The 22,853-nt window shown below is 68.6% G+C and carries 26 protein-coding genes, 1 tRNA gene and 1 other RNA gene; 14 read left to right on the top strand and 14 right to left on the bottom strand.

Features of this window, described 5'->3' with window-relative positions:
- The first annotated feature begins 13 nt into the window (after positions 1 to 13).
- The 6 genes from ACZYVJ_RS04480 (at position 14) to ACZYVJ_RS04455 (ending at position 4,032) form a co-directional block, all read left to right on the top strand.
- Positions 14 to 601 carry a hypothetical protein gene (locus ACZYVJ_RS04480; protein ID WP_463829925.1) on the top strand — a complete coding sequence of 196 codons (588 nt, stop codon included), beginning with the start codon at positions 14 to 16 and terminating at the stop codon, positions 599 to 601.
- Positions 602 to 684: 83 nt separating this feature from the next.
- Complete coding sequence (locus tag ACZYVJ_RS04475) at positions 685 to 1,107, top strand: DUF3052 domain-containing protein (RefSeq protein ID WP_463829924.1); 423 nt, start codon at positions 685 to 687, stop codon at positions 1,105 to 1,107.
- Complete coding sequence (locus ACZYVJ_RS04470) at positions 1,107 to 1,568, top strand: peroxiredoxin (protein WP_463829923.1); 462 nt, start codon at positions 1,107 to 1,109, stop codon at positions 1,566 to 1,568. Before ACZYVJ_RS04475 ends, ACZYVJ_RS04470 begins: the two co-directional genes overlap by 1 nt.
- Positions 1,569 to 1,624: 56 nt before the next feature.
- Positions 1,625 to 1,699, top strand: a tRNA-Val gene (locus ACZYVJ_RS04465).
- 160 nt (positions 1,700 to 1,859) lie between these two features.
- On the top strand, positions 1,860 to 2,825 hold the full coding sequence (locus ACZYVJ_RS04460; RefSeq protein WP_463829922.1) for a redoxin domain-containing protein: 966 nt from the start codon (positions 1,860 to 1,862) through the stop codon (positions 2,823 to 2,825).
- A gap of 88 nt (positions 2,826 to 2,913) precedes the next feature.
- Positions 2,914 to 4,032 carry an epoxide hydrolase family protein gene (locus ACZYVJ_RS04455; RefSeq protein WP_463829920.1) on the top strand — a complete coding sequence of 373 codons (1,119 nt, stop codon included), beginning with the start codon at positions 2,914 to 2,916 and terminating at the stop codon, positions 4,030 to 4,032.
- A 4-nt stretch (positions 4,033 to 4,036) separates the two neighbouring features.
- Here the strand turns inward: ACZYVJ_RS04455 and ACZYVJ_RS04450 are convergent, their stop codons facing one another.
- Genes ACZYVJ_RS04450 through ACZYVJ_RS04440 form a run of 3 tightly spaced genes read right to left on the bottom strand, consistent with a single transcriptional unit; the run spans position 4,037 to position 6,039 of the window.
- Positions 4,037 to 4,432 (bottom strand): VOC family protein, encoded by a 396-nt coding sequence (locus ACZYVJ_RS04450; RefSeq protein ID WP_463829919.1) that lies wholly within the window; start codon positions 4,430 to 4,432, stop codon positions 4,037 to 4,039.
- 11 nt (positions 4,433 to 4,443) lie between these two features.
- On the bottom strand, positions 4,444 to 5,223 hold the full coding sequence (locus tag ACZYVJ_RS04445; protein WP_463829917.1) for an SDR family NAD(P)-dependent oxidoreductase: 780 nt from the start codon (positions 5,221 to 5,223) through the stop codon (positions 4,444 to 4,446).
- On the bottom strand, positions 5,224 to 6,039 hold the full coding sequence (locus ACZYVJ_RS04440) for an oxygenase MpaB family protein (protein WP_463829915.1): 816 nt from the start codon (positions 6,037 to 6,039) through the stop codon (positions 5,224 to 5,226).
- A gap of 52 nt (positions 6,040 to 6,091) precedes the next feature.
- Between ACZYVJ_RS04440 and ACZYVJ_RS04435 the strand changes: the two genes are divergently transcribed.
- On the top strand, positions 6,092 to 7,048 hold the full coding sequence (locus tag ACZYVJ_RS04435; protein ID WP_463829914.1) for a cobalamin biosynthesis protein: 957 nt from the start codon (positions 6,092 to 6,094) through the stop codon (positions 7,046 to 7,048).
- Here the strand turns inward: ACZYVJ_RS04435 and ACZYVJ_RS04430 are convergent.
- From ACZYVJ_RS04430 to ACZYVJ_RS04420, 3 genes are read right to left on the bottom strand one after another with little or no spacing between them, the layout of a single operon-like run.
- Entirely contained in the window at positions 7,030 to 7,872 is an 843-nt protein-coding gene (locus ACZYVJ_RS04430) for an SURF1 family cytochrome oxidase biogenesis protein (RefSeq protein WP_463829913.1), read from the bottom strand. The genes ACZYVJ_RS04435 and ACZYVJ_RS04430 overlap by 19 nt on opposite strands.
- Positions 7,872 to 8,369: a low molecular weight protein-tyrosine-phosphatase gene (locus ACZYVJ_RS04425; RefSeq protein WP_463829912.1), complete on the bottom strand. Its 498-nt coding sequence runs from the start codon at positions 8,367 to 8,369 to the stop codon at positions 7,872 to 7,874. Before ACZYVJ_RS04425 ends, ACZYVJ_RS04430 begins: the two co-directional genes overlap by 1 nt.
- On the bottom strand, positions 8,362 to 9,075 hold the full coding sequence (locus ACZYVJ_RS04420) for an HAD-IA family hydrolase (RefSeq protein WP_463829911.1): 714 nt from the start codon (positions 9,073 to 9,075) through the stop codon (positions 8,362 to 8,364). Before ACZYVJ_RS04420 ends, ACZYVJ_RS04425 begins: the two co-directional genes overlap by 8 nt.
- Before the next feature lie 81 nt (positions 9,076 to 9,156).
- Here ACZYVJ_RS04420 and cobC point away from each other — a divergent pair, with 81 nt between their 5' ends.
- Genes cobC through ACZYVJ_RS04400 form a run of 4 tightly spaced genes read left to right on the top strand, consistent with a single transcriptional unit; the run spans position 9,157 to position 13,224 of the window.
- Positions 9,157 to 10,209, top strand: coding sequence for an Rv2231c family pyridoxal phosphate-dependent protein CobC (gene cobC / locus ACZYVJ_RS04415; protein WP_463829910.1), 1,053 nt, complete (start codon positions 9,157 to 9,159; stop codon positions 10,207 to 10,209).
- Entirely contained in the window at positions 10,206 to 11,354 is a 1,149-nt protein-coding gene (locus tag ACZYVJ_RS04410) for a Nif3-like dinuclear metal center hexameric protein (protein ID WP_463829908.1), read from the top strand. Before cobC ends, ACZYVJ_RS04410 begins: the two co-directional genes overlap by 4 nt.
- Entirely contained in the window at positions 11,351 to 12,088 is a 738-nt protein-coding gene (locus ACZYVJ_RS04405) for a zinc ribbon domain-containing protein (protein WP_463829907.1), read from the top strand. Before ACZYVJ_RS04410 ends, ACZYVJ_RS04405 begins: the two co-directional genes overlap by 4 nt.
- A complete protein-coding gene (locus ACZYVJ_RS04400) occupies positions 12,085 to 13,224 on the top strand; it encodes a bifunctional RNase H/acid phosphatase (protein WP_463829906.1) in 1,140 nt (379 codons plus the stop codon). The genes ACZYVJ_RS04405 and ACZYVJ_RS04400 overlap by 4 nt, the downstream gene beginning before the upstream one ends.
- A gap of 3 nt (positions 13,225 to 13,227) precedes the next feature.
- Here the strand turns inward: ACZYVJ_RS04400 and ACZYVJ_RS04395 are convergent, their stop codons facing one another.
- The 4 genes from ACZYVJ_RS04395 to ACZYVJ_RS04380 form a co-directional block, all read right to left on the bottom strand.
- On the bottom strand, positions 13,228 to 15,180 hold the full coding sequence (locus ACZYVJ_RS04395) for an aconitate hydratase (protein WP_463829905.1): 1,953 nt from the start codon (positions 15,178 to 15,180) through the stop codon (positions 13,228 to 13,230).
- Positions 15,181 to 15,354: 174 nt separating this feature from the next.
- Positions 15,355 to 15,756, bottom strand: coding sequence for a VOC family protein (locus tag ACZYVJ_RS04390; protein ID WP_463829904.1), 402 nt, complete (start codon positions 15,754 to 15,756; stop codon positions 15,355 to 15,357).
- Positions 15,710 to 16,552, bottom strand: a complete 843-nt coding sequence (locus ACZYVJ_RS04385; RefSeq protein WP_463832835.1) for an AraC family transcriptional regulator — start codon at positions 16,550 to 16,552, stop codon at positions 15,710 to 15,712. Before ACZYVJ_RS04385 ends, ACZYVJ_RS04390 begins: the two co-directional genes overlap by 47 nt.
- Positions 16,553 to 16,685: 133 nt before the next feature.
- Positions 16,686 to 17,261 (bottom strand): helix-turn-helix domain-containing protein, encoded by a 576-nt coding sequence (locus ACZYVJ_RS04380; RefSeq protein ID WP_463829903.1) that lies wholly within the window; start codon positions 17,259 to 17,261, stop codon positions 16,686 to 16,688.
- A gap of 46 nt (positions 17,262 to 17,307) precedes the next feature.
- Between ACZYVJ_RS04380 and ACZYVJ_RS04375 the strand changes: the two genes are divergently transcribed.
- Entirely contained in the window at positions 17,308 to 17,940 is a 633-nt protein-coding gene (locus tag ACZYVJ_RS04375; protein WP_463829902.1) for a class I SAM-dependent methyltransferase, read from the top strand.
- Positions 17,941 to 17,944: 4 nt separating this feature from the next.
- Here ACZYVJ_RS04375 and ACZYVJ_RS04370 read toward each other — a convergent pair whose 3' ends face one another.
- Entirely contained in the window at positions 17,945 to 18,655 is a 711-nt protein-coding gene (locus ACZYVJ_RS04370) for a 2OG-Fe(II) oxygenase (RefSeq protein WP_463829901.1), read from the bottom strand.
- 77 nt (positions 18,656 to 18,732) lie between these two features.
- Here ACZYVJ_RS04370 and rnpB point away from each other — a divergent pair.
- Positions 18,733 to 19,134: RNase P RNA component class A (gene rnpB, locus ACZYVJ_RS04365), an RNA gene on the top strand.
- Positions 19,135 to 19,138: 4 nt separating this feature from the next.
- Here the strand turns inward: rnpB and ACZYVJ_RS04360 are convergent.
- Both ACZYVJ_RS04360 and ACZYVJ_RS04355 read right to left on the bottom strand, forming a co-directional pair.
- Entirely contained in the window at positions 19,139 to 20,680 is a 1,542-nt protein-coding gene (locus ACZYVJ_RS04360; RefSeq protein WP_463829900.1) for a CYTH and CHAD domain-containing protein, read from the bottom strand.
- 131 nt (positions 20,681 to 20,811) lie between these two features.
- Positions 20,812 to 21,057 carry a hypothetical protein gene (locus ACZYVJ_RS04355; RefSeq protein WP_463829898.1) on the bottom strand — a complete coding sequence of 82 codons (246 nt, stop codon included), beginning with the start codon at positions 21,055 to 21,057 and terminating at the stop codon, positions 20,812 to 20,814.
- Between the two features lie 184 nt (positions 21,058 to 21,241).
- Between ACZYVJ_RS04355 and ACZYVJ_RS04350 the strand changes: the two genes are divergently transcribed.
- The gene (locus tag ACZYVJ_RS04350; protein WP_463829896.1) at positions 21,242 to 21,622 is read left to right on the top strand and encodes a heme-binding protein; all 381 of its coding nucleotides are present in this window, start codon (positions 21,242 to 21,244) and stop codon (positions 21,620 to 21,622) included.
- 16 nt (positions 21,623 to 21,638) lie between these two features.
- Here ACZYVJ_RS04350 and ACZYVJ_RS04345 read toward each other — a convergent pair whose 3' ends face one another.
- Positions 21,639 to 22,829 (bottom strand): glycoside hydrolase 5 family protein, encoded by a 1,191-nt coding sequence (locus tag ACZYVJ_RS04345; protein WP_463832834.1) that lies wholly within the window; start codon positions 22,827 to 22,829, stop codon positions 21,639 to 21,641.
- Positions 22,830 to 22,853 lie beyond the last annotated feature (24 nt).

Here is a 22,853-nt window from a genome sequence, read left to right as displayed (position 1 = left end):
TAACGTCAGGCTTGTGCTCATCCGGTCGGGTGCTGTCCCTCAGATGCAGGTGAAGGCTTTGCCCCGGCGCGGGGCCCTGGCCCTCGGGTGCGTCGCCGTGACGCTGATGGGCATCGTCGGGTGCACCTCGGTCACCAACGGCACCGCAACGCCGGACACCAAAGTGGCGCCGGCCTACCGGCAGTCGGTGTCGGCGTCGGTATCCGCGTCGTCGGTGACCTCGAGCGTCCGCGAGTCTCAGCGGCAGCAGTCGCTGACCACCAAGGCGGTGCGCACCGCCTGCGCCACGCTGATCACCACCAGCAAGAACGCGATCGACAAGACCAACGAATTCGTCAAGGCGTTCAACTCCGGCGGCGGCACCGGCCCGACCGAAGGGCCGGCCATCGACGCCCTCAACGACAGCGCGACCACGGTGGGCAACAGCTTCAGCGATGCGATGTCGCAGCAGATCAAGGACGCCTTCAACGCCTACATCGACGCGGCCCGCGCGGTGGCCAACGCCATCGGTACCCACGCCGGGACCGGGGAATTCAACAAGCGGGTCGATCAACTCAACGACACAAAAAAGAACGCGGTGAAACTGTGCCTGGCGACGTGATGATGCGGAAGTATGGACCAGGTTCTGGCTGTGCGACGATAATCCCCAATCGCATAGCGCGCGGACGTTAAGGAGGCTCCACGGTGGTCGCGGCGGATGACGCCCCGAGCTACGCCCGCAAATTGGGCATCCAACGGGACCAAGTTGTCCAAGAGTGGGGCTGGGACGAAGACACCGATGACGAGATCCGCGCCGCGGTCGAGGAAGCCTGCGGCAGTGAGTTGCTCGACGAAGACACCGACGAGGTGGTCGACGTTGTGCTGCTGTGGTGGCGCGATAGCGACGGCGACCTGGTGGACACCCTGATGGACGCGATCGGCCCGCTGGCCGAAGACGGCGTGATCTGGGTGCTGACGCCCAAGACCGGCAAGCCGGGTCACGTTCTGCCGGCCGAAATCGCCGAGGCCGCCCCCACCGCCGGTTTGATGCCGACCTCGTCGGTCAACCTGGGGGACTGGAGCGCCAGCCGGCTGGTGCAGCCCAAATCCCGTGCCGGGAAGCGTTGATGCTGCCCGTCGGCACAACCGCCCCGGATTTCACTTTGCGCGACCAGAACCAGCAGCCCGTCACGCTGAGTTCCTATCGGGACGCCAAGAACGTCCTGCTGGTGTTCTTTCCGCTGGCCTTCACTGGGATCTGCCAGGGCGAGCTGGATCTGTTGCGTGACCACCTGCCCGAGTTCGAGAACGACGACAGCGCGGCGCTGGCCATCTCGGTGGGCCCGCCGCCAACGCACCGGGTCTGGTCGCTGGACAGCGGTTTCACCTTTCCGGTGTTGTCGGACTTCTGGCCACACGGCGCGGTCAGCCAGAGCTACGGCGTGTTCAACGAGGACGCCGGCTACTCCAACCGCGGGACGTTCGTCATAGATCGGTCCGGGATCATCCGCTTCGCCGAGATGAAACAGCCTGGCGAGTCCCGCGACCAGCGGCTCTGGACCGACGCGCTGGCGGCGTTGCGGGCCTGAGGAGGGCCGAAAATTTTGGGAACTTGGCCTTCGGACGGGTAGCCTGCCCGGGGCACGGGCGCGTAGCTCAGTGGTAGAGCTCTGGTTTTACACACCAGCGGTCGGCGGTTCGATACCGTCCGCGCCCACCAACGTTTATGCGGGTCAGCATCGCAGCTCGATTTAACCGGGTTTGGCGGGCAACCCCCGTTTGCCCTCCAGGGCGGTGTCGAGGGCGTTCGTAGGTTGTCCGGCCTTGACCGAATTATTCGAGTGTGGTCGCGCCGGGCTTCCCGGAGTTAATCTTTGCCGATGATCGCGGGCGAGAAGGCGCCTGACTTCACTCTTTACGATCACACCGGTCGGCCACGGGTGTTGTCGGCGCTCCTTGCCGACGGGCCGGTTGTGCTGTTTTTCTTCCCACTGGCGTCCTCACCGATCTGTACAGCCCAGGCTTGTCATTTTCGGGACTTGAGCAACGAATTCGTCGCGGTGGGCGCCCAGCGGGTCGGCATCAGCACCGACACCGTCGACAAACAGGCCCACTTCGCCCAACAGCGCTCGTTCGACTATCCGCTGCTTTCCGACGCGGATGGCGTGGTGTCCGAGCTGTTCGGCGTGCGCCGGGGCAGGCTCGCCAAGCTTCGCGGATCCGTCGTGGCGCGTGAGGCGGACCGGCGAGGCCGGCACACTCGGCGCCGCGGCCTGCTGGCCAGGCTGCTGCCGGTCAGACGGACCACATTCGTCATCGACACCGATCGCACCGTACTCAAGGTCGTCGGCAGCGAGCTGCGGGCATCCGTGCACGCCGACCAGACCTTGTGGTTCTTGCAGCACCGCAAGGGGCTGCGTAGTTCGCCGCATGCTGGGGGAAAACATTCCGGCGCGCATCAGCAGTCGCAGGACGTGGGCACAGAACGGGAAACCGCGAGCGAGGCGAGCCTGGTCCGGCCATACACGCTGACGGGAGGCCGTACCGACTCCGGTGTCGAACTGCCGCTCGAGGCTCCGGTCGAAGCGCTCGACACCACATCGAAGCCGCCGCGCTGGCCGAAAAATGATGTGCGGGGCCAGATCCTGACGTGCTGCGTGCAGAGCCCCTCGGTCGCAGAGATCGCGGCTCGTCTGTCCTTGCCGCTCGGCGCGACGCGGTTCCTGGTCGGCGAACTCGTGACACAAGGTTATTTGCGGGTGCACGCCCCCCTCGGTGACTCGATGACGACCGACCAACGACGTGAACTGATAAGCAGAACCCTGCATGGCCTGCGCGCACTTTGAGGGTTCGGGCGCCGCCTCGGCGAAGGCCTAGGGGCCGGCGCGTCGGGGTGCGTGCCGCCGGTCACGCGTCCGGGAGCACTATGAAGCCGTGAAACCGTTCCGCATCGACGTTCCCGACGACGTTCTCGACGATCTGCGATCGCGGCTGGCGCGCACGCGTTGGCCCGAGGCCGAGTGCGTTAACGACTGGAGCCAGGGCGTGCCGCTGGCCTACACCCGCGAGCTGGCCGACTACTGGGCCAACAGCTACGACTGGCGATCGCGGGAGGCCGCGCTCAACCGCTTCGATCAGTTCACCACCGAAATCGACGGGCTGGACATCCATTTCATCCACCAGCGATCCCCGCACGCCGACGCCTTCCCGCTGGTGATCACACACGGCTGGCCGGGCTCAATCGTGGAGTTCCACAAGGTGATCGAGCCATTGACCAACCCTGCGTCCGGCCGCGCCGAAGACGCCTTCCACGTCGTGTGTCCGTCGCTGCCCGGCTACGGCTTCTCGGCCAAGCCCGCCCATACCGGCTGGGGAGTGGAAAAGATCGCCGAGGCGTGGGAAGCGCTCATGCTGCGCCTGGGCTACGACCGCTACGGCGCCCAGGGCGGCGACTGGGGCGCCGCGGTCACGACACAGATCGGCCGCAATGTCGGCCACTGCGTGGCGATCCACCTGAACATGCCGGTCGGCCGGCCCACCAAGGACTCGCTGACGAACCCGACCGAGGAGGAGCAACGAGCGCTGGCCGGGTTGGCCAACCACCGCAAGTGGGGCACCGGCTATTCCAAGCAACAGTCCACCCGGCCGCAGACACTGGGCTACGGCCTGGCCGATTCGCCTGTGGGGCAGCTGGCCTGGATCGTCGAAAAGTTCTGGGACTGGGCCGATTGCGACGGGCATCCCGAGAACGCGGTCAGCCGCGACGAGCTACTCGACAACGTGATGGTCTACTGGGTCACCAACACCGCCGCGTCCTCGGCCCGCCTGTACTGGGAGAGCTTTGCGGTGTGGGGCGGCGCGGACCGCGTCGAATTGCCCACGGGCGTCGCGGCTTTCCCCGGCGAGCTGCTCAAGGCACCGCGCAGCTGGTGCGAGCCGGTCTACAACATCACGCACTGGACGGATATGCCGCGCGGCGGGCATTTCGCGGCATTCGAACAACCGGAGCTGTTCGTCGAGGACCTGCGCGCGTTCTTCTCGACCGTGCGCTGAGCGATCAGCCGGGCGGGGCGAAGAACTCCAAGGCGACGCCGTCGGGGTCGCGGAAACTCAATCCCGAGCCGTAGGGCGCATCCACGATGCCGCCGTGCTCGATGCCCAGTTCGCCCAGCCGGGTGACCCACTTCTCCAGCTCGCCGCGGTTGGCGCAGCCGAAGCCGACGTGGTCCAGGCCGACGCGGTGTTCGCTGAACTTTTCGTCGGGGGCCGGGCGGTCGTGCTGATGAATGCCGAATATGGTGCTGCCGTCGAGCACCCACACCTGGTGGTGAAAGCCCCCGTCAGTGTGCTCGTCGAGGATCGGGTCCGCGCCGAGCAGATTGCGGTACCACGGCCCGCTGACTTCGAGGTTGCGCACCGTGACCGCGACGTGGTTGAGCGCTGGAAAGGTCATGCCTTGCCACGCTAGTCCGCTCTGCGCGGTTTGCCGACCATAGGGCCGCCGGCCGAGTAGCCACCGTCCACGGCCAGCGCGGCGCCGGTGACGAACGATGCCTCGTCGCTGGCGAGAAACAATGCGGCGGCGGCCAATTCGGCCGGCTCGCCCCACCGCGCCATCGGCGTCGGCAGGTAACCACCCGGCGGCACGTCGTCGTCGGGTTTGGCCCCGGCCAGTCCCGTGTAAGTCATGCCCGGGCAGATCGCGTTGATGCGCACGTTCGTCTTGGCGTAATCCAGCGCGGCGGATTTCGTCATCTGCACCACTGCGGCCTTGGCTGCGGCGTAGCAGGACAAGCCTTTCCAGCCGACCAGCCCGGACGCCGATGCGGTGTTGACGATGGCGCCGCCCCCCGACTCGAGCATCGCGGGGATCGCATATTTCATGCCGAGAAACACGCCTTTGAGATTGATGGCCAGGATCTTGTCGAACATTTCTTCGTCGGTGTCGGCCAGGGCCGCGTGCGGCCCACCGAATCCCGCGTTGTTCAGCAGCACATCCACCCGGCCGAAGCGGTCGACGGCGGTGGCGACCATGCGTTGGACATCGGCGGCGTCGGTGACGTCGACGTGCACCGGCACAGCGACATCGCCGAGGCGGGCGGCGATCTCGCGCTCCTGCCCGCTGACGTCGGCGCAGACGACGCGAGCTCCCTCGTCGGCGAATCGGCGGGCCGCTGCCCACCCGATACCGGAGCCCGCGCCCGTGATGATGGCGACCTTGCCCGCGAGACGATCCTGTGCCATCTAGACGATCCGCCGGCCCTGGCGCGCACGGGATCGCATGTCCCACAGGTAGAGCCGGTAACCGAAGATCCAGGCCCGGTGCGGGATCAGCCGGTCCGCCAGCCGCAGTGCCGTCAGCAGCCGGTCGAAGCGGCGCTGCTGGCTCGGCGACCAGTCCAGCCGCATCAACTCCCGGAACTCGGGAGCCAGAAACCCCGTCGTCGCGAACAGATTGAACGGCCCCGCCAGCACCCGCAATGGCCACGGCAGGAAAGCCAACCCCGCCACGCCGTGCAGGTGTTCGCGCACCGCAGGGTCGATGCGCAGCTCGTTGAGGGAGCGTTTCCAGTACTCGTCGAACGCGGCCCGGTCCGGCGGCCACATCCACTCGGGCACTTGCAGTGTCGTGCCCAGCCGGCTGGCGTCGGTATAGACCGCGTCGGCGGTCGCGTCATCCAGCGGGCCGTGCAGGAACTCGTGCTGGTCGACGAAGTACCGGTAGAGGCATGCGGCCACCCACAGCTGCAGCTTGGGATCAAAAGCGTTGTAGGACACCGGGCTCGACGCCGTCGACCGGACCTGCCGGTGGGCGACGTCGACGGCCGCGCAGATCAACGCCCGGTCGTATTCGGTCCCGATAGTCGCGGCCGCCAGATAGGTGCCGGTGGTGCGGGCGCGCTTGAACGGATGCCTGTAGACATTGCCACTGTCCACCGGGCTTTCCAGCACGCCGTATCCGACGCCCGGCAGCGACAACTGCATGATGACGTTCGCGGCGGGCAACAACGTCGCCGCCGGGTTCAACAGGTCGGCGACCCGGGTCACGGGCCGCTTCACCGCGGACCTTGCCTCGTGGGCCTCATGGATTCCAGTATGAGACGCTGCCGAGGTGGTTGCGCGGCAGACCCGGATCGCGGGCGTGGCGATCGGCTATCTGGCCGACCGCGCCCTGGGCGACCCGCGACGGGGTCACCCGGTCGCGCTGTTCGGCCGGGCCGCGGCCGCGCTGGAGAACGTGACCTACCGCGACAGCCGGGTCGCCGGCGCGGTCCACGTCGGCGCGCTGATCGGGGCGCTGGTCCTGTCGGGCCTGGCGGTGCAACGGGCCGCCACGCGGCGCGGCCGGGCGTGGTCGATCGCGGCGACCGGCGCGGCCACCTGGGTCGCGCTGGGCGGAACGTCGTTGGCGCGCACCGGCCTGGACATGTCGGAGCTGCTGGACCGCGGCGACCTTGAGGCGGCGCGCGACTTGCTGCCGTCGCTGTGTGGACGTGATCCGGCATCGCTGGACGGTGCCGGGCTGGCCCGCGCTTCGCTGGAATCGATCGCCGAGAACACCTCGGACGCGCAGGTGGCGCCGCTGCTTTGCGCGGCGGCCGGTGGCGCGACCGGGGTTTTGGTGTATCGCGGCATCAACACGCTGGACTCGATGGTGGGTTATCGCTCGCCGCGTTATCTCCGATTCGGTTGGGCCGCAGCGAGATTGGATGACATCGTCAACTACGCCGCCGCTCGGGTGACCGCGGTGCTGACGGTGCTGCTGGCGCCGCTGGTGGGCGGATCACCGTCTGGTGCGGCGCGGGCCTGGCGCCGCGATGCCGCCCGTCATCCCAGCCCCAACGCCGGCGTGGTCGAGGCGGCCTTCGCCGGGGCGCTGGGCGTGCGCCTGGGCGGGCCCACGCAATACCGCCATGGGCTGCAGATCCGGCCCACCCTTGGCGACGGGCGGGCGCCGGCGGTGACCGATCTGCGGCGCGCGGTGGCCCTGTCGTCGGTGGTGCAAGCGGGCGCCGCGGTGTCGGCGGGGCTGGCGATTTACCTGTCCGGCTACCGCCGCCGGCCGTAGCGGTCGGCCAGTTTGGCTTCCACGGACTGCGGCACCTCCGGCACCTCGGGCGTGGGCGCCGCCTCGGGCGCCGGCCGCTGTTGCTTCTCCTGGCGGCGGGCGCGGATCTCCGAGTAGGCGAAGTAGCCCAACCCGATGGGTGCGAGGATGCCGAACGCGATCCACTGGATGCCGTAGGACAGGAACGGGCCGGCATCCAGCTGCGGAACGCCGACCACGCCGAGGCCGCCGGGCTGACCGTCGATCAGTTGCAGGTAGGACCCGGCCAGCGGGACCTTGGTCAGCACCGCGACCTGTTCGGTGTCGATCGAATACACCTGCTGCACACCGTCTCCCACAAAGGGATCCTTGTTGACCGCGGCGGTCTCGGAGTTTCGCAGCCGCGCCGTGATGGTCACCGCCTGCGTCGGCGGGCGGGGGATGGGCGGGACATGGGACCCCTCCAGGGGCCGCACGTAGCCGCGGTCGACCAGGACGGTCGGCCCGCCGTCGACGGCGAACGGCGCCAGCACCTCGAACGCCGGCTTCGAATCGATCACCCGCAACCGGGCCAGCACCTGCACGTCGGGCAGGTAGTGCCCGGTGGCGGTGACCTGGCGCCACTGCTCGCCGGGAGCTGCTGAATTCTGCTGCGGCAGCAGCGTTTTCAGCGGGACGGGCGCGGTGTTCAGCGAGGATTCGATCTGGCGGTTCTCCTGCGAGGTCCTGCTGTGCTTGCCGAGTTGCCAGGGCGCGAGCACCGTGAAGCACAGATAGGCGAAGGCGACGACCACCAGGGCCAACACGATCCAGCCCGGGCGCAACAGAAAGGGCAGGCGGCGCATCACGTGGACCCGTTCTGCGCGAGCCGGTCGTCGACCCAGTCGTGCAGGCCCGGCAGCGCGGCCTCGATGACGGTGTACACGCGCTCGAAGTCTTTTGCGTCGCCGTAGTAGGGGTCGTCGACGTCCGGGGTGTGCGCGCCGGTGCGCGGATCGAAGGACCGCAGCATCCGGACGCGGTCCTCATCGGCGCCCAGGTGCCGCAGCATTCTGGCGTGGTTGCGGTCCAGCGCCACGACCAGGTCGGCGCCGAGATGCTCGGCGTCGACCTGGGTGGCGCGGTGCTCGCATGCGTAGCCGTGGGCGCGCAGCACGCCGGCGGCCCGCTCGTCGGCGCCCTCACCGACATGCCAGTTGCCGGTACCGGCACTGCTCACCCGAACCGCGTCGGCCAGACCGCGCCGGCGCAGCTGGTCGGCGAACATCTTCTCGGCCATCACCGAACGGCAGATGTTGCCGGTGCACACGAACGTGACGTGTAGCGGCTCGCGGCTAGACACCCAGCGCCCTCCGTAATTCGTCGATGGTCGCGGCGTGCGTCACGCCGGACGCCGCCGCGTTGCCGCTGGCGGCGCGGTCGGGAAAGTCGGCCTTGCCATAGCCCCAGCCGACCACCACGGTGTCGATGCCGTGGGCCGCCGCGCCGTGCACGTCGTGGCTGCGGTCACCGACCATCAGCACCCGGTCGGGCAGCGGTTCCAGCTGCGACAGGGCGTGCGCCAGCACCTCGACCTTGGCCTTGCGCGAACCGTCGGGGCTCGCGCCTGCGATGACCTCGAAGTGCTGGTCGAGCCCGAAGTGGGCAAGGATGCGCCGCGCGGTCGGCTCGAGCTTGGAGGTGGCGACCGCCAGCCGGACACCGGCGGCGCGCAGGTCGGTCAGCAGCGCCTCGATGCCGTCGAAGAGCGCGTTCATCGCCCAGCCCCGGGCGCCGTACTCGGCGCGAAAGGCCGTGATGGCCTCCTCGGCTTCGTCGCCGAGTTCCATGGCCCGGAAGGTGTCGTCCATCGGCGGCCCGACGATCTGCGCGACGAGGTCGCCGGGCGGCACCGGGGCGCCGATGTGCTCGAGCGCGTGCAGGAAGCTGGCGACGATGCCCTCCGCGGAGTCGGTCAGCGTGCCATCGAGATCGAAGATCACCAGCTGCGCCGCACCCGGGGCGGTCGCGTCCGGGGCCTGGCGATCGGCTGACGTTGTGCCTGTCACCTCACCATTGTCCTCGATGGTTGCGGCCGGGTGTGACGGTGTCGCTCCGCGCGGCCCGCGGGGCGCACTAGTGTTTCACGGATGGCGAGTCTGAACCTGAGCCCGCCTGCGGCGCGCTACCACGGTGATCAGGCCGTCGCGCCCGGGATGCTGGATTTCGCCGTCAACGTCCGGCACGGCCAACCGCCGGAGTGGCTGCTGCGACGGCTGGCCGAGCGGCTGCCCGACCTGGCGCGCTATCCCAGCGCCGACGACGTCCGCCGGGCGCAGGATGCCGCCGCCGAGCGACACGGCCGGACCCGCGACGAGGTGCTGCCGCTGGCCGGGGTGGCCGAGGCGTTCGCCCTGCTGGGCAACCTGCGTCCGCGGCGGGCGGCGATCATCGCGCCGGCGTTCACCGAGCCGGCCGTCGCGCTGACCGCGGCCGGGGTGTCGGTGCACCACGTCGTGCTGGACCCGCCGTTCGGCCTGGCCGGGGCGGCCGTCCCCGACGACGCCGACCTCGTCGTGGTGGGTAACCCGAACAACCCCACCTCGGTGCTGCACACCCGCGAACAACTGCTGGCGTTGCGTCGGTCCGGACGCATCCTCGTGGTGGACGAGGCGTTCGCCGACTCGATTCCCGGTGAGCCACACTCGCTGGCCGGCGACGCGCTGCCCGACGTGCTGGTGCTGCGCAGCCTGACCAAGACGTGGGCGCTGGCCGGGCTGCGGGTGGGCTACGCGCTGGGTTGCCCGGAGGTGCTGGCGCGGCTGACCGCGCGGCGGCCGCACTGGCCGGTGGGGACGCTGCAACTGACGGCCATCGCGGATTGCTGCGGCCGCCAGGCCGTCGCCGACGCGGCGGCCGGCGCGGAGCGATTGGCCCGGCTGCGCGCCGAGATGGTGACCGGCTTGGCATCGGTGGGCGCCGAGGTGGTCGACGGCCGGGCACCGTTCGTGCTGTTCCGCATGCCCGATGCGGTCCATATACGAAAGACTCTGCACGACAGGGGAATTGCCATTCGGCGCTGTGATACTTTCGTCGGCCTGGACCAGCGGTATCTGCGGGCCGCGGTGCGCCGCGAGTGGCCGCAGTTGGTGCGGGCGATTGCGGAGGCGATCACGCCGGACAGTATCGGGGGACAGCGGTGAGCGTGAAGCTGGCCGACGTCATCGCGGTGCTCGACGAGGCCTACCCGCCGCGGCTCGCCGAAGCCTGGGATTCGGTGGGCCTGGTGTGCGGTGACCCCGACGACGAGCTCGAGTCGGTGACCGTGGCGGTCGACGCGACGGCGGCGGTTATCGACGAGGTTCCCCGGGCGAGCTTGCTGCTGGCCCATCATCCGCTGCTGTTGCGCGGGGTGGACACCGTGGCGGCCAGCACCCCCAAGGGTGCGTTGGTGCACCGGTTGATCCGGACCGGGCGTGCGCTGTTCACCGCGCACACCAATGCCGACGCGGCCCGCCCGGGCGTGTCCGATGCGCTGGCCGAGGCGCTGGGCCTCACCGTCGACGCCGTGCTCGAACCGGCATCGGGCACACCCGACATCGACAAGTGGGTCGTCTACGTGCCCGGCGAGCACGCGGAAGCGGTGCAGGCGGCGGTGTTTGCAGCCGGGGCCGGTCATATCGGGGACTATTCGCACTGCAGCTGGACCGTCAGCGGCATCGGGCAGTTCCTGCCGCACGAAGGCGCCTCGCCCGCGGTGGGCAGCGTCGGGAATGTCGAACGGGTGGCCGAAGACCGGTTCGAGGTCGTCGCGCCCGCGCGCTCCCGGGCCGAGGTGCTGGCGGCGATGCGCGCCGCCCATCCCTACGAAGAGCCCGCCTTCGACATCTTCGCGATGGTGCCCCCGCCCGGCGACGCCGGATTGGGCCGCGTCGCGACGCTGGCACGCCCGGAACCGTTGCGCAGCTTCGTCTCCCGCGTCAACGCGGCCTTGCCGCGGACGTCCTGGGGAGTGCGGGCGGCGGGCGACCCTGACATGCCGGTGACGCGGGTCGCCGTATGCGGCGGCGCCGGGGATTCGCTGCTGGCCGCCGCGGCCGGTGCCGGTGTGCAGGCCTACGTCACGGCCGACCTGCGCCACCACCCGGCCGACGAACATCGCCGCGCCTCCGAGGTGGCTCTGATCGATGTGGCACATTGGGCAAGTGAATTCCCTTGGTGTGAGCAGGCCGCCGGCGTGCTGCGGTCGCGTTTCGGGGCTGAGCTCCCGGTGCGGGTGAGCTCGATTCGGACCGACCCTTGGAATGTCGAGCAGGTTGGCAACGAGTCCGGGGGTGACGAGTCATGAAGGCCGATGTGGCACAGCAGCGTTCGCTGCTCGAGTTGTCGAAATTGGACGCCGAGCTGTCCCGCATCACGCACCGGTCCACGCACCTGCCCGAGCAAGAGGCCTGCGAGCGGCTGCGGGTGGAATTCGAGGCCGCCGGTGACCGGCTGGCCACGGTGCGCATCGCGGTGGAGGACATCGACGCCCATGTGGCGCGGCTCGAGGCGGAGATCGAGGCGGTGCGCCAGCGCGAGGACCGCGACCGCTCGCTGCTGCAGTCGGGGGCGACCGACGCCAAGCAACTGTCGGATCTTCAGCATGAGCTGGAGACCCTGCAGCGTCGTCAGACCAGCCTGGAGGACTCGCTGCTCGAGGTGATGGAGCATCGCGAGGAGCTGCAATCCCAGCTGGACGGCGAGCAGCAGACCCTCACGTCGCTGGAGGCCGAGATGGCGGCCGCGTGTGAGGCGCTCGACGCCGCGGTCGCCGAGATCAATGCGGCCCGCGAGCTGCAGTCCTCACGGCGTGAATCGTTGAGCGCCGCATTGGATCCGGCACTCTCCGCGCTCTACGAACGTCAGCGCGCGGGGGGAGGCGCGGGTGCCGCGCAGCTGCTGGGCCGTCGGTGTGGGGCCTGCCGGCTCGAGATCGACCGCGGCGAGTTGTCCCGCATCTCGGCGGCCGCCGAAGACGATGTGGTGCGCTGCCCGGAATGCGGAGCGATTCTGTTGCGGGTCAAGGGGTTCGATCAGTGAAAGTCGTCATCGAGGCCGACGGCGGATCACGCGGCAACCCCGGGCCGGCCGGATACGGTGCGGTGGTGTGGACAGAGGACCGCGCCACCGTGCTGGCGGAGGCCAAACAGGCAATCGGCCGGGCAACCAACAATGTTGCCGAATATCGGGGCCTGATAGCCGGGTTGGACGACGCCCTGAACCTGGGCGCGACCGAGGCGGCAGTCTACCTGGATTCCAAGCTGCTGGTGGAGCAGATGTCCGGGCGGTGGAAGGTCAAGCACCCCGACCTGATCGAACTGCACGCCGAGGCCCGAAACCGGGCGCGACGGTTCGAGCGGATCAGCTACTCATGGATTCCGCGGGAGCGCAACACGCACGCCGATCGGTTGGCCAACGAGGCGATGGACGCCGCGGCCGAGGCCAACGGCGCGACCGAAAAGCCTGAACCGGCGCAACAATCCGCCCCGGTGCAAAAACCCGAACCTGCGACCGCCGCTGCCCCTGCCCCGTCCCCGTCGGCGCCGGGCTGGACCGGCGCACGCGGCACCCCGACCCGGCTGCTGCTGCTGCGCCACGGCCAGACCGAGTTGTCGGTGCATCGCCGCTATTCGGGCCGCGGCAACCCGGCGCTCACCGAGGTGGGGCGGCGGCAGGCCGACGCGGCGGCGCGCTATCTGGCTCAGCGCGGCGGGATCTCGGCGGTCTTCGCCTCACCGCTGCAACGGGCTTACGACACCGCGGCGGCCGCCGCCAAGGCGCTCGGCCTGGACGTGACCGTCGACGACGACCTGATCGAGACCGACTTCGGGGCTTGGGAGGGGCTGACGTTCGCCGAGGCCGCCGAGCGTGATCCCGAACTGCACGGCAGCTGGCTGCGCGACACCAGCACCGCCCCGCCGGGCGGGGAGAGCTTCGACGCGGTGGCCGAGCGGGTATCGAAGGTTCGTGACCGGATCGTCGCCGCCCACCAGGGCACCACGGTGCTGTTGGTGTCGCATGTGACACCCATCAAGATGCTGCTGCGCGAAGCACTGGACGCCGGGCCCGGCATCCTGTACCGCCTGCACCTCGACCTGGCGTCGTTGAGCATCGCCGAGTTCTATTCCGACGGAGCGTCTTCGGTGCGGTTGGTCAACCAGACGGCCTATCTGTAAACGTCACTCCTGCTCCTGGTTGAGTCGTGGGATCAGGCCGCCGGCCAAGACATCTTTGACTTGTCGTGGCGAGAGTCGATGCCGTGCCGCGAATGACGATTCCTTGCCGGCATTCTCGACCTGCAGGACATCCTCTTTGTCGATCGCGTGCAGATTTTGGATGCGGAGGGTGTCGTCTTGGTCGATCGAATCGTAGTCATCGGGATCCTCGAACTCGAGCGCCAGAATTCCGTAGTTGGCCAGGTTTTGCCAATGGATGCGTGCGAAGGACTTGGCGATAACCACACGCAACCCGAGGTAGCGCGGCGCGATCGCGGCGTGCTCGCGCGAGGAGCCTTGGCCGTAGTTGTCCCCGGCGACAATGATGTGCCCACCGTCGCCGGCCTTTTGAGCCCGCTGGGGGTAGGAGTCGTCGACCCGGGTGAAGCTGAACATCGCGAGCTTGGGGATGTTGGACCGAAGCGGAAGGGCCTGCACGCCGGCCGGTGAGATGTCGTCGGTGGAGATGTTGTCGCCGACCTTGAGCAGCACCGGCGCCTCGATTTCGTCTGGCAGCGGCGACAACTCGGGCAGGCTGGAGATGTTGGGCCCCTTCACGGGTTCGACACGTTGTGCCTCCTCGGCGTCCGGCGGAGGCACCAGCATTGCGATGTTGACCGAGTTGCGCTCGGGCAGGTCGAGTTTCGGATAGTTCATCTGCTCCTGGCTGGCCCAGTCCCGCGGATCGGTGATCACTCCCGTCAGCGCGGATGCCGCGGCAGTCTCGGGCGAGCACAGCCACACCGCGTCCTCCTTGGTGCCGGACCGGCCGGGGAAGTTGCGCGGCATCGTGCGCAGCGAGTTGCGGCCGACCGCGGGGGCCTGGCCCATGCCGATGCACCCCATGCAGCCCGCCTGGTGGATGCGCGCGCCGGCCACCACCAGATCGAGCGTCGCGCCCATCTTGGTCAGGTCGGCCAGGATCTCGCGCGACGTCGGGTTGATGTCGAAGCTGACCTGCGGGGCGGTCTGGCGCCCCGCCACCATCGCGGCCGCGATCGCGAAATCGCGCAGCCCGGGGTTTGCGCTGGAACCGATCACCGCCTGGGCGATCTCCTCGCCGCTCACCTCGCGAACCGGTACCACGTTGCCCGGTGATGACGGTTTGGCGATCAGCGGCTCGATCTGCGACAGGTCGATGGTGTCCTCGACGTCGTAGGCCGCGTCTTCGTCGGCCAGCAACTCCATCCAGTCGTCCTCGCGGTCCTCGGCACGCAGGAATTCGCGCACGGCTTCGTCGCTGGGAAACACCGTCGTCGTGGCGCCGAGTTCGGCTCCCATGTTGGCGATCACGTGGCGGTCCATCGCCGTCAGCGTCGCCACGCCGGGACCGTGATACTCGATGATCCGGTTCACCCCACCCTTGACGTCGTGGCGCCGCAGCATCTCCAGGATCACGTCTTTGGCCGAACACCACTGGGGCAGCTCACCGTCGAGCCGCACGCCCCATACCTCGGGCATCCGGATGTGCAGTGGCCGCCCCGTTATCGCCAGCGCAACCTCGAGACCACCGACGCCGATCGCGAGCATGCCCAGCGATCCGGCTGCCGGAGTGTGCGAGTCGGAGCCCACCATCGTCTTGCCGGGGATGCCGAAGCGCTGCATGTGGGTTGGGTGCGAGACGCCGTTTCCCGGTTTGGAGAACCACAGGCCGAAGCGTTGCGCCGCGGTGCGCAGGTACTCGTGATCCTCGGCGTTCTTCTCGTCGCCCTGCAGCAGGTTGTGGTCGACGTACTGCACGCTCACCTCGGTGCGGGCGCGATCGAGCTCGAGCGCCTCGAGTTCCTGCATCACCAGCGTGCCGGTCGCATCCTGGGTCAGGGTCTGATCGATGCGGATCGCGATCTCTTCTCCCGGGGACATCTCCCCGGAGTCCAGGTGCGAGCTGATCAGCTTGTGAGCGACGTTCATGGCCATACCCCGGGGTTACCCCCGGACGGCGTGTTCTAGCGCGAATCGATGGCCGCGGTATGTCGCCGGTCCGGTGTTCAACGAGCCAACGTGATGGCGCTTTCCGGGCAGTTCCGTTCGGCCGTGACGGTCTGCGTTTCGAGCTCGCCGGACAAGCTCGGCCGGCGGCCCACCACAGGGTCATGCCGGCGGTGGTTCACCGGAGTAGTCACCAAAGGACCATAGGTTGCCTTCTGGGTCGCGCACGGTGAATTCGCGTGCACCGTAATCGGTTTCGGCGAGAGGACGCACAATGTCGGCCTTGTGTCGCAGGACGCGCTGGTAGACCACGCCGGGATCGGCGGTGACGATGTAGCCGCCGGCGGTGCCGGGTTCGCGGCACCATTGTGCGTCGGGCTTGTGGCTGCCGAGCATGATGCCCCCACATCCCTGCGGCCAGTTCAGTTGTGCATGATCGACCGTTTCACCGTGGCCGTAGCGCGCTGCGAGGACGAAGCCGAATGTGTCGATGTAGTAGTCGATCAGCTTGGGTGCGTTATGGGCCTGCAATGTCAACCAGACGGTCGGATTCGAAGCGGTCATGCTCCCACTGTGCTGTGAATGAGTGCCCGCCGTCTTGAATGTTTCGGAACTCCTCGGCCAGCCACTGTCGTGGCGGCACACCGGCGAACCGGACGAATTCACGGGTCATGTGCGCCTGGTCGCAATACCCGGTGCCGGCCGCCACCTGGGCGAGATCGACACGTCCGTACCGGCGTGCCGACTCAGCGATCCGCGCCGTCGCGTGCTGGAACCGCATGAGCATCGCCACCGTTTTCGGCGAGTGACCGACCTCCTGACGGAACAGGGTCGTCAGGTGTCGCGTGGTCACCCCGACCGTGTCCGCCAGCCCGGCAACGGGTACCCGGCCCTGGCTGCGCTCTAACAGGTACCAGGCATACGTGACCTCGGCGCGCACAGTCGCGCCGTCCCGGCGCCGTGGTGCATCGATGAGGTGGCCGGCCACCAGCGCGAACACGTCCGGCCACCGGCACGCTTCGCTCACCCGATGATGCAGTTCGAGGGCACCACGATCCAACACGGCCGTCGCGTCGTATTCGGCGACGGGAAGCTCGGCGCTCGGCACGCCGAACAGTGCCCGTGCTGCAAGCGGATGAACCGCCAGCTGCACTCCGGCCTGGCCGCGCCGCTGCCGCACGTGACTAGCCCGCAGGTGCAGGCCACCGAGCAGCAACGGGTTGGGGCGGGCAACGGCGAGCGCGTCGGCGGTGTCGCCGGCTTCCACCCCGTCATCGAGGCTGACGATGAACGTCAACATCGGGGACGGCATGCCACGGTGCACGCCGTCGGGAACGTTGAGGGCCCGGTATCCGACCATGGAGATAACCCCGGGCGCGGTGCGCGGCGCCGCCACGGTGTATTCCCAAGCCTGGTCCACAACGCCACGGTAACGCCGCGCCCGGGCGAACGCGAAGGTCGAAGATGAGCGGGCCGCGCAGCCACGGCACCGGTCAACTATGCAGGTGAAGCCGCTCGCCGTGCGCTCCGAAGATCATGATGGCCTCCACCGGCCCGTCGACCACGCCGAACCAGTGCGGCGTCCACGTCGAGAACTCGACGGCTTGGCCGGGGTCGATGGTGAAGTCGCGCTCGCCCAGGATGAGCCGCATCCGGCCGGAAAGCACATACATCCAGTCCTGGCCCTCGTGCACGGGAAGGTCGGTGGGCGGGGTGCGGCGACGCGCGCTGACCCGGACCTTGAAGGCGTGCAGGCCGCCGGCGGGGCCCTGGCGGGTCAGCGGCCAATAGGTGACGCCGTGGTGGGTGTGCGCCGTGCCGCGCACCCGCGGGTCGGGGGTGGGCGGCGTCTGCAACAGCTCGTCGGTGCTGACCGCCAGGGCCCCGGCCAGCCGGGGCAGGTGATCCAATGCCAGGCGGCGTTTGCCGGACTCGAGGCGGCTGAGCGTCGAGACGTCGATGCCGGCGCGCTCGCCGACCTCCTGCAGCGTCAAGCCGCGCTGCACCCGCAGTTCGCGCAGTCGCCGGCGCACCACGAGGTCGATGTCCGGAGTGGTTTTTGCCTGCATGGCAATTCAGCTTGGCAAAAGCTGTACCGGTAGGCAAGCTCTCGGTGTGGACAAATCATGCAAACCCGATGACGCCCAGCGGTTCTGGGAGGAGCGCTACCGCTCGGTGGAGCGAGCGTGGAGCGGACGGGTCAATCCCCGCCTGGCCGAGGTGGCCGCCGGCCTGCCGCCGGGTCGGTCGCTCGACCTGGGCTGCGGCGAGGGTGCCGACGCGCTCTGGCTGGCCGAGCGCGGGTGGCGAGTGGTGGCCGTCGACATCTCGGCCACCGCGCTGCGGCGCGCTACCGAGGCCGCCTCGGAGCGGAACATGCTCGCATACATCGACTTTCAGCGACACGATCTCAACGAGAGCTTCCCCGACGGGGCCTTCGACCTGGTGTCCGCGCAGTATCTGCACTCCCCGGCGCGACTGGAACGCGATGGGGTGCTGCAGCGGGCGGCCGAGCGGGTGGATCGTGGTGGGGTGCTGTTGATCGTCGACCACGGGGCGCCCCCGCCGTGGGCGGAGCATCACGATCACCACTTCGCCGGTATCGAGGAGGTTCTCGGGTCGCTGGACCTCACGGCGCCGCGGTGGACGCGGCTGCGGACCGAGACCGTCGACCGCGAAATGGTGGGCCCGAACGGGGAAGTCGGAACCATGTCCGACAACATCATGGTCTTGCGGCGAACGGGATAGCCCCCTACGCCGCGTCGTGAAAGATCAGCCCCATCGCGTAGCGCTCGCCGGACCGAACGACCGAGACGCCGTGGCGCACCGGCGCCGCGGACCATCCCAGGGCCGAACGCACCGGCCGCTCCCGGGTGGTGAAGGCATAGCCGTGTCCCTGCGGCAGTTGCGTTGCCATGCCCCGGGATTGGGCCCGCAGCCGTTGTTCGACGAGCAGGAATTCGCCGCCGGTGTAGTCGGTGTCGGGGCTGCTCAGGTTGATGACCACCTGCAGCGGGAAGACCAAGTCGCCGTACAGATCCCGGTGCAACGCATTCCAGTCGCCCGCACCGTATTTCAGCATCAGGGCAGTCGACCTGCCCTGACCGGCAGCGTGACAGGCCGCCAGCCAATCGTCGAGGCGGTCCGGCCAGGGCGCGTCCCGGCCGAGCTTGCCCCACCAGTCGCGCGCTATCGGCAGCAGCCGGGGATAGAGCGCCTGCTTGAGCTCCTCGATCGGTTCGGGGTAGGGCGCGTGAAAATAGCGGTATTGCCCGGCGCCATAGCGTTTGGGCGCCATGTCGATGGTCGACCGGAACAGGTGGTCGTCGGCGTAGAGCTTACGCAGCCGGGCCGCTTCGCCGGGCGTGACCAGCCGCGGCAGCAGCGCGCCGCCGTACTCGCCGACCGCGGTGGCGATGGCGTCCCAATCGCCGGTGTCGACACGCTTTTTCCATCGGTCCATCAGGTCCACGATAGAGCCGCCCGAGCCATGGTTGCTGGCCCCAACATGCCGCAGGTAGTACCGTGGTTTGTCGCGGACGAGTTGGCCGGGCGGCCGCGGACCGTCGCAAGCGGTTCGAGGAAAGTCCGGACTTCACAGAGCAGGGTGATTGCTAACGGCAATCCGAGGTGACTCGCGGGAAAGTGCCACAGAAAACAGACCGCCACCCTCGCGGTGGTAAGGGTGAAACGGTGCGGTAAGAGCGCACCAGCACCCCGGGTGACCGGGGTGGCTAGGCAAACCCCACCCGAAGCAAGGCCAAGAAGGCCGCACCGCAAGGTGCGGCCGCGCAGGCGTTCGAGGGTTGCTCGCCCGAGCCTGCGGGTAGGCCGCTCGAGGCACCCGGTGACGGTGTGTCCAGATGGATGGTCGCCGCCGCGCCGCCGTTGCTTATGCGCGGCGGCGGGGAACAGAATCCGGCTTACAGGTCAACTCGTCCGCCTTCTAATGCCCCGCTTTGCGGACCGCCTTGGCGAGTTCGCGCAGGGTGTCGTCGAGTTCGTCGCGGCAGCGGTCGGCCAGGTCGGCCTCGCGCTGATACAGCAGCCCGTAGGTGAAGGTGTCCTCGCCCGCGGCGTGCGCGATCTCGGCCTCCTGACGCAGATGCTCGCGGCTGACCACGCTGTCTTGGTGATCACCGAGCAGCGACTGAACCGCCTTGGCCTGTTCGGACACCTTCGCGGCGCCGGTAGCGGAGGCGGTGTAGCGAAGGCGCTTGGCGCGCTTGCGGATCCGATGGATCGCCTCGTCGCGCTGGTGTTGATCGTCGGGGTGCTCGCGGTCGACTTGGGCGGCGGCCTTCTGGGCCTTGCGGACCTTCTTGTAGGCGGCCTCGATGGTCACCGGCGCCTGTTCCTCGGCCGTGGCCATGCCGGGGGTTTCGGCCGCTATCAGGTCGAGGGAGTCCAGCAGTCGGAAGTACCGCTGCGAGCGCATGGCGATCAATGACCGCCGCAGCCCGGTCTGGTAGCGCCGCTGGGCGCCCCCGACCAGACGTTCGCGCACCGGTCCGCGCACCAATTCCGGTGCGAGCCCGTCCAAGTCGCGCTCGTATCGCTCGGCGAGCACCTCGGCGTCGCGCGCCACGCCCAGAATTCCGGCGAGCTCACGCAACTCGTCCAGGACCCACCCCTCCTCGGGCAACCCGAACGACTCCTGGTAGTCGCGCAGCAGGCTGCGCAATTTGCGGGTGGTCACCCGCATCTGGTGGATGGAGTCATAGGCGTCGGCGCGCACCGCACGGTCCCACACCACCAGCTCGCGAACCTGCTCGGCGATCGCGCGCTGCAGCGGATCCCCGGACCGCGCAGCGCCGTTGGAGGGCGTGCCGAGCACCCTCGCCAGCTTGGACCCGTGACCCGCCGGCGCGGCCCCGGCGTCCAGCAGCCGATTGCTCAACCGGTTCAACAGCTCGACGCCGGCCGTCCCGTTGGAGAGCCCACTCGCCTCGAGGAGCTCCAATTCCCACTCGCGCCACTCCTGTTCGGTCGGCGGCGAGTCGGTGTCCTCGGACCCCCGCGTCGACCACGCGGTGACGTGGTCGTTGCTGAACTCGGCCAGCGCGGTGCCCGCGGCGTCGTAGAGCACCTGGCTCTCGCGGCGGGTGGTGATGCGCGCGACGGGCTGCAGCGGGCGGTCGCGGACGATCGCCAGCACCACGTCCGTCAACTCGTCGGGCACGGAGTCGCTTCCGCCCGATGCGTCAAGCGGTAGGCGGACCTCGGTGCGGGCGTCGGGACCGGACGGCAGCTTCAGGTGCCATCCCGCGTCGGAGCCGCCGGTACGGCGGCGCAGGGTTATCTTGTTGCGCGCCAAATCGTGTATGGGCGTATCGAAGTACGTGGCGTCCAGGGTTTGCACCGGTGACTTCTCGACATGGGCAACCGCGGCGATCCCCTCGAACGATGGTGACACGGTGGATTCGACAACGTCGAACTTGCGCTCGACCTCGAGATGACGCGAGGGTTGCGACGCTTTTGCAGGCATCTTCGGCTCCATTGAGGGCGCGTTGGGCGCGTCACCGCGGCCGTGAACAGATCGGATCGGAAATGAGCACCCATAGCCTGCCATACCGAAGCGACGAGGGGCCGGTGGGTGAAGCCCCGTCGCGGCCGCCCCTACGGCGGCGGGGGAGGAGGCGGCGCGTCGTCCTCGGGCAGCGGCGCATAAGCGGCCGGCGGCGGGACGTAACGTTCGATGTTGTCGGCGATGTTGGTGCAGCCGCTGACCGAGATGCGCCGGCCCGCGCCCACACACACGGTCGCCTCCGCCCGGCCCGCGGAATGCGCGGCAATCACAATTGCGGGAGTTGCGGCCAAGCCCGAGAACACCAGCACTGCGGCAAACCAGCGGCGCCGAATCATCTGCGGTCTCCTTCCTGCCACCCGTAACGCATTCTGCCGCCGCAGCCCGACCGACGGGCCGAGATCGAAGAATGGCTCATATTTTCTTTGCCGGTGATTAGCGCATGCGCGGCGAGAAAACCCCTTATGGTTTGCGGTACGGATGAGGCCGCGGTTGCGGATGCGAAGACGAAGGAGCGTTTCCATGGAGTCTTTTGTTCGCCCGGCGGCCCGAATCCTTGCCGGCGCAATGGCGACCGGCACGGTCAGTGTGGCAATCCTTTTCGCGACCGCGGGTTCGGCCGCCGCGGACTGGCCGATGGACGATCCGGAACCGGCGCCCTCGTCGCAACCGAATTGCACGGCGGCCGATCTTGCCCAGGTCTCGTCCGGCGTGGCCGCGGCGACGTCGGCGTATCTGTTCACCCATCCCGACGTCAACGCGTACTTCACCAGCTTGAAGGGTCAGCCGCGCGACGACATGGGCGCGCAGTTGAAGCAGTACATGGACGCCAACCCGCAGACCCACGCCGACCTCGAGGGCATTCGCCAGCCGCTGACCGACTTCCAGAACCGATGCCGCTGACCGATCGCCCTCGCCCTCAGCCGGCCGGTGGTGGTGGCGGCTGTTGCAGGTGCATCGCCAGGTCGCTCAGCTCGAGGACCGTCTGAATCTCGGTGTCGCGGAATGGCCGGCCGTCGGGGGCCAGCAGGTCGTGAAACCATTCCTGTGGCATCGCGGGGTCCGGGTTCGGCCGGTCCCAGGAATCCCAGGGGAAGAAGGTCTGCGTCTTGCCGGCGACAAATCCCCAGTTGAAGGCGCCGACGCCGGCACGCTTCGCGATCGGCAGGATGTCCTGCACCGTGCTGCCCAGCGGCCGGGCCATGTACTCGGTGCACAGGATCGGGCGGCCCAGGCCGACGAGCTCGGCGATGCGTCTCTCGAACTCCTTCGGTCCGGCGTAGCAGTGGAACGTGATGACGTCGGAGTTGTCGAGCTGGATGCCACTGATGACGCTGCGGCGTCCCGGGTCCGCCCACTCGCCGTGCCAGACGCCACTGGTCAACGGCTGGCAGGGATCGACCAACCGCGCCCACTCGAACACCTGGGGTAGCAGCCGGGCGACCAGGTCCACCTTGTCTTTGCGCTCGACCGAGGCGTAGGCGTCGGCGGGGTTGTCCGGCTCGTTCCACAGGTCCCAGCCCAGGATGCGGTCGTCGCTGCGGAACTGCGTCAGGACCCCGGTGACGTAGCCGCGCATGGTGCGCAGGTAGCCGTGATCGTCGAGGCGCGCCGCCCCCGGGCTCTGCACCCAGCCGGAGTTGTGGATGCCCGGCCGCGGCGCGCGCTGTGGACCGGCCTGGGGGAACGGGTCCCAACAGGAATCGAACAAGACGAACAGCGGTTTGATGCCGTGGCGGGCGGCGATGTCGACGAACTGGGCGAGCCGGCCCTGAAACCCGCGGTAGTCCTGCGCCCAGAGCTGATCGTGCAGGAACACTCGTATCGCGTTGAACCCGTTGGTCCGCGCCCAGCCGAGCTCGGTATCGATGCGCCGAGGGTCGAAGGTTTCGCGCTGGAACATCTCCAGCTGATTGATGGCGTTGGAGGTGATGTAGTTCGCGCCGACCGGCCAGCCCTGCGCCTGATACCAGCGGTTGGCCCGTTCGGGCGACCACCGGCTTGCCTGCGGCGAGGTGTTGGGCGGTCTTGCCGACGCGCGTGGTGTCTGGGCCAATGCCATGCCTCCCGCCGCTAACAGCGACAATGCCAACACCGTTCTACGGTGCACGAAGGCACCGCGATTTCCGCGGTC

It is taken from the genome of Mycobacterium sp. IDUB_3 (assembly GCF_055419585.1).
This window is presented reverse-complemented; position numbering and strand designations above follow the sequence as displayed.